The organism is Paracoccus sanguinis (genome assembly GCF_900106665.1).
Lineage (GTDB): Bacteria > Pseudomonadota > Alphaproteobacteria > Rhodobacterales > Rhodobacteraceae > Paracoccus > Paracoccus panacisoli.
Genome location: NZ_FNNA01000015.1, coordinates 1 through 4,641, shown reverse-complemented (window position 1 = coordinate 4,641; position 4,641 = coordinate 1). Strand labels below are relative to the sequence as shown.

Here is a 4,641-nt window from a genome sequence, read left to right as displayed (position 1 = left end):
GGCGACACTTCGATCATCATGGCGCGCGCACCCTCGGCCAGCACCTCGCGCGGGCCCGTCTCGCCCCAGTCGCGGCTGTAGGGCGGGATCGGGAATCGCTCGGGGCCGACCACCTCGCGCCAGACGCCGCGCGCCAAACCAAGGCAGTCGCAGCCGACACCGCGCAGGCTCGCCTGGTCGTGATACGGCGTGCCCAGCCATGACCGTGCGATGGCAATGGCGCGCGCGGGGTCGGCCGATGCGAGAGGTTGCGTCACAGCACGGACCCCTCGTGGCCGCCATCCTTGGTGGCGTAGCGCAGCACCGCGTCCTGGCCGGGGATGTGCGGGAAGCCGCGAAAGTTGGCGGTGTTGGCGAACTTCGCGCCGCAGGTCTCGATCCGCTTGTCGCAGCCCGCGCGGATGGTGAAACCGTCGCCCTCGGCGATCGCGCGCACCGGCGCCTCGAGCAGGGTCAGGATCGCCACGCCGTCCGTGACGTCATGGCAGAGCACCTCCGTCCGCCGCCCAGCGTTCGCGCCGCTGGTCCATTCGAGCGTGCCGAAGGTGAACCAGCCGGAGATGAATGCATCCACTCCCGAGGCGGTGAAGGTTCGGTCGCGCAGAAGGTCAATCACGGCACCCGTGCCCTTGAACGCCGTGTTCTCCAGATCGACGCCGCAGCGCGCATCCCCCAGCGCGGCGTCACAGGTCGCCTGGAAGGTTCGCCCGACCGTCTGGCCAAGGACATGGGCGAGTGAGCGGACCTCGGCGACGAAGGCCAAGCGCCCGCGCCGGATCTGACCGATGGCGCCCCGGCGCATGAGTACGCGCTGGCTCGTGTCGACCCAGTTCACCCGCCAGACCTCGACCTCGGCATTGTCCCAGCGGCCGTCGAGGATGTCGGTCTCGGTGATCCGGTCTGAGGTCAGCACGCCCTCGGCGTCCTGCGCGTCGACAGAAAGGTCCGAGCCCGAGCGCACCTCGGAGGCCGTGAGCCCGCTCTCGGGCTCGAAATCCGTCCCGTCGAAGGCGAGCGTCCTGTCGTGATCAGTGAAGCCGTAGGTGACGTCGTCAGCGCGGCTGATCCGCCAGCACCAGGCGAGCGTCGTCGTGCCGTCATCGAGATGGGCCTGCAAGGCGGGCGAGAGGGATTTCATCGGCAGGTTCCCGTCATGCGGTCGTCGAGATCGGCGATCCAGTCCGCCCATGCGGACGGCACCTCTGCGACGGTCTCTGCTGCAGGCCGGGCGAGCCGCGCCTCGGCATAGGAAGCACAGCCCGCGTCACCAGCGCCCATCGTTGCGGCGCAGCCGGTCAGCGGGATCGCCAGCGCGGCGGCCATCGTGAATCGCATCGCGCCCTCTCTCGACGCGCTTGCTCTTGTCTTCCATCGCATCGCGTTCCGCTTCCCGTTTGCCCACGCTTTCCCCTTCCGCGCGCCCCCACACCCGTCCGAGGACGACGCCGCCGACTGCGCCCAAAGCTGCGACCAGCCAGATCAGGAGATCAGCCATCGTCCCGCTCCCCCCGTGCGGCGGCGACGCAGAGGGCGGCGACGAAGACGCCGAGGCAGCCGCCCACGACCAGACCCACGAGGAACTCAAGCATCGCCGCGGAACCCGCGCTCGATCCGGTCGCGCAGGCCGATCAGGCCCAGACCGAGGAACATCAGCCCCGCAGGCGAGGCATCGCCGCTGCCGGCGAGCAGCGCGACGAGACGGGACAGTTCGGCGAACGGTCCGGTCGCGGGCAGCGCGAGGGAGGCGATGCCGGTGAGCATGGCGAGAAGTCCCGCCCACCAGGTGAGCGAGTTGGGTCGGACGTAGCGCATGGGTCAGGCCCTCCGGATCAGAGTGGAGAAGAAGGCGGCCAGCCGAACGAGCCAGCCGGTCGGCGCGTGGGGCGCAAGATCGAGGACCGGCGGCAACGGAGCGCGAGCCAAGGCCAGAGCCTCGTCTTCGGTGAGGCGACGGATCGGCCGCGAGAAGTCCACGCGGCCTGTGCGATCCACCGACCAGACCGGGATCGTGCCTCCGGGATAGCGGCCATGCCGGAACAGGTCGCGCTCGGCTTCGCGGCGCGGAATGATCGAGGCAGGACGCCGCCAGTTCAGAAACGCGTCGGCGGCTGCAACGCGATTGCCGGCATTGAGGTGGCGGGTCAGCGCAGCCTTGGCGATGCCGCCGGTGTTGTAGTGGAAGCTGACCAGCGCATCGAACTCGTGCGGCGTCAGCGGTACCTTCACGGCGCGCAGGACGGCCGCCTCGTAGCGCGCGAGGTCGGCCCGGAACACACGGAACGCCTCGCGGATCCCGGCATCGAGATCGCCGGGCATGCCGCGCGGCATGGTGGCGGGATCGGGCGGCCCGGCCGCGGCCGTGTGGCCGATGCCGAAGGTCCAGACCTGTTTCACATCGAGATAGGGTCCGGGCACGATTCCTTCGTGCCGGACGAGGGCCAGAAGGCCCCGGTCGGTCATGTGCATGGGATTACCGGAGGAGCGATAGGATCAGGATCTGAGCCGCGACGGCGAGGCCTACCGCCAAGCGGTGGCGGAAGGCCTGCCAGGGATCGGTGGGCTCGCAGCGGAGGGAGCGCGCGAGGCGGAGAAGTTCATTCATCGCCGCCGCCTTCGTTGGCGCGGCGCAGGCGGGCGAGCAGCATCTCGATAAAGGCCGGGCCGAAGACGCCGACGAGATATGCGGCCGAGCCCGCCGCCCCGCCCGCGGGGATCGCCTCGGGCGGCAGACTGAGCCAGGCGGTGATCACGGCCATGGAGAGGCTGCCCATCCCGGCCGCGATCAGCCCGCCGAGCAGGATGTGCCGGAGCGCATCGCGCAGCCGCATCTTGGTGGTCAGCGCGTTCGTGGCGCCGCCGAGCGCGCCCCAGGCGGCGAGGATCACGGCCGTCGAGGCCGCGAGTTCGCGCAGCACGGCGGCAACGAAGCTGCCGGTGTCGTTCATCGCCGGATCTCCAGAAGCGGGATGGAGGTGATCGAGCCGAGCCGCTCGAGGTCGAGCGTCACGTCGAGCGCGTCGGTGTCGAAGCGGACCGGCACGTCGAACTCGAACCCCGCGGTGATCGCGACGCCAAGGCCTGGCGCGGCGTCGAAGGTGACGAGGCCGGTCGTGGTGTTGACCGACCAGCCGGAGGGCTGCTCGACGCCTGACAGCGCGATGCGCACGGTTCCGGTCACCGGCTTCGCGATGGCGCGCGTCCAGGATTGCGCGCCGGAGGCGTAGCGCTTCACCAGCTGGAAGGCGGTCGTCGCGTCATCGCCGGTGCCGATCGCCTGGTCTGTGGGCGACGGCATGCCCGAGGGCAGGCAGGACTTGTAATCGCCCCAGTCCTTGAAGCGGAACCCATGCAGGCGGCCGTTGCGCGCCTCGAAGAAGGCGACGACGGTGGCGAGATCGTCGGCGCGGCGAATGCCATAGGCGACGTCGTAGCGGCGGCGCGAGTTGGCCCAGCTGGCGTTGCGTTCCTCGTCGCCCGAGGCGAGCTCGACGATCTGCGTGCGCCGCTCCGGCCCGCCCCGCGCGCCCCGGCTGATGTTGTCGGGAAACCGGACCTCGTGGAACGCCATCACATGCCCCTCCGGCCGAGCGAGACCGCGCGAGCGATGTCGGCGGCGACCTGCGTGCGGGACTGGCGGAAGCTCTCGGCGTCACGCGCCATGATCGTGACGTTCACGCCGCCCGCGCCGTAGCTCTGCGCCTCCTGCCGCGACAGCACACGCTCGCCGCGCTGCAGGATCGCGGGCACCTCGTCGTGGCGAAGCCCGGCCATGCCGCCTGAATGCATTCGCGGGGCAGCGGCGAAGGCCACGGCCGGGACCATGCGCGAGGGCCCAGCCGATCCGACCGTCCCGCCCGCATGCAGGACGCTGGCGAAGAGGCCGCCCGCCCCGGAGAACACGCCGGAGATCGCATTCGCGATGGGCCCCAGGATGAACCGCCGCGCCGCCAGCTTCGCGAGATCGGCCAGCAGCGACGTCACCAGATCGCGGAAGTTCAGCTTGCCGGTCTTTACGAACTCGCCGACGGCATTCTCGGCCGACTGGAAGGCGCCGACGAGGCTCTGGCCGATGTCGCCACCGATTTCGCGCGCCTTGCTGGCGTACTCCGACAGCGCGGCCGTGACCGCTTGCCAGCCGGTGACGGCCGTCTCGACATTGGGTTCAGCGGCAGCTGCCGCCGCTCCCGCAGCGGCACCAGCATCGGTCGCCGCGCTTCCGGCGCCTTCGAGCGCGGTCTCGAACCGCTCGGCAGCACCGGTGGCCTCGGCCAGCACATCGGCCCCGTCCTCGTCGGTCCCGCGCACCGCGTCGCGAAGCGCTTGCCAGCTGTCCAGCGGCGCGCGGGCCCCTTCGGCCAGATCGCGCGCAGCGCCGCGATAGAGGTTCGCGGACTCGAGCGCCCGGTTTGCCGCCTCGGTCAGGCCGAGATCAGGCGCGGTGAGCGGGTTGTCCTCGAAGGCCCGGTCGAACGCCGCCTGCGCGGCGGTGGTCGCAGCGCTGGCCGCGCCCTCGAAACGGTTCTCGATCTCGCCGAGGTCGAGGTCCGGCACCAGCGAGATGCGCCGCTCCGACCCGAGCGCTTCGAGCCCCTGATTGATCCCGCCGATGAAGCCGTTGATGCGCGAGACCACGCCGTTCAG

Annotated in this window: 8 protein-coding genes; all 8 read right to left on the bottom strand. The window is 70.6% G+C overall.

The genetic code is table 11. The features are described from left to right. The coding region (locus BLW17_RS17155; RefSeq protein ID WP_483140693.1) for a C40 family peptidase at window positions 1-257 on the bottom strand (257 nt) is incomplete at its 3' end. Then, complete coding sequence (locus BLW17_RS17150) at window positions 254-1,138, bottom strand: DUF2163 domain-containing protein (RefSeq protein WP_036736610.1); 885 nt, start codon at window positions 1,136-1,138, stop codon at window positions 254-256. The genes BLW17_RS17150 and BLW17_RS17155, both read right to left, overlap by 4 nt. A gap of 126 nt (window positions 1,139-1,264) precedes the next feature. Beyond that, complete coding sequence (locus BLW17_RS17980) at window positions 1,265-1,495, bottom strand: hypothetical protein (protein ID WP_139306062.1); 231 nt, start codon at window positions 1,493-1,495, stop codon at window positions 1,265-1,267. An 86-nt stretch (window positions 1,496-1,581) separates the two neighbouring features. Further along, window positions 1,582-1,812, bottom strand: coding sequence for a hypothetical protein (locus BLW17_RS17140; RefSeq protein ID WP_036736614.1), 231 nt, complete (start codon window positions 1,810-1,812; stop codon window positions 1,582-1,584). A 3-nt stretch (window positions 1,813-1,815) separates the two neighbouring features. After that, on the bottom strand, window positions 1,816-2,466 hold the full coding sequence (locus BLW17_RS17135; protein WP_036736618.1) for a lysozyme: 651 nt from the start codon (window positions 2,464-2,466) through the stop codon (window positions 1,816-1,818). A 128-nt stretch (window positions 2,467-2,594) separates the two neighbouring features. Further along, window positions 2,595-2,945, bottom strand: a complete 351-nt coding sequence (locus tag BLW17_RS17130) for a hypothetical protein (RefSeq protein WP_028031152.1) — start codon at window positions 2,943-2,945, stop codon at window positions 2,595-2,597. Beyond that, the gene (locus BLW17_RS17125; protein WP_036736626.1) at window positions 2,942-3,568 is read right to left on the bottom strand and encodes a DUF2460 domain-containing protein; all 627 of its coding nucleotides are present in this window, start codon (window positions 3,566-3,568) and stop codon (window positions 2,942-2,944) included. Before BLW17_RS17125 ends, BLW17_RS17130 begins: the two co-directional genes overlap by 4 nt. Next, window positions 3,568-4,641: phage tail tape measure C-terminal domain-containing protein (locus BLW17_RS17120; protein ID WP_280141345.1), on the bottom strand; the 1,074-nt coding region annotated here is incomplete at its 5' end. The genes BLW17_RS17125 and BLW17_RS17120, both read right to left, overlap by 1 nt.